Origin of the sequence: Streptomyces sp. 8K308 (assembly GCF_004348315.1) — a bacterium.
GTDB lineage: Bacteria > Actinomycetota > Actinomycetes > Streptomycetales > Streptomycetaceae > Streptomyces.
Map to the genome: position 1 here is coordinate 1 of NZ_SMKC01000699.1, position 400 is coordinate 400.

Annotated in this window: 1 protein-coding gene; it reads left to right on the forward strand. The window is 72.8% G+C overall.

Features of this window, described 5'->3' with window-relative positions; translation table 11 throughout:
• The coding region (locus E1265_RS36700) for an RDD family protein (protein WP_207931364.1) at positions 1-294 on the forward strand (294 nt) is incomplete at its 5' end.
• Positions 295-400: the final 106 nt, after the last annotated feature.

Sequence of the window (400 nt, forward strand, 5' to 3'; positions counted from 1 at the left end):
GGGGGAGCCGTGTCGGGTGTCCTGATCAGTACGGTCTTCCTGTGCTACTCCCCGATCGCCACCGCGCGTTGGGGCGGGACGCTGGGTAAGCGGGTCTGCCGCCTGCGGGTCGCCCGCGCTCGGGACGGGGCCCGGCTGTCATACGGACACGCCCTGGGGCGACACGTGGCCCACTGGGTGCTGCAAGTACTCCCCTTCCACTTGAACCACCTGTGGTTCCTGTGGGACGAGCCACTGCAACAGTGCCTGCACGACAAGGTAGCCGGCACGGTGGTGGTGCGCCGGCAGCGGTGACCTTGTGGGGTGCCCCCCGTGCGCGGAGCCGCCTTCGCGGCCGCATCGGTTCGATGGCGGGTGGGCCGCGCGCGGAGGCCCGCCCCTCCCGCGCGGAGCGCGGGGG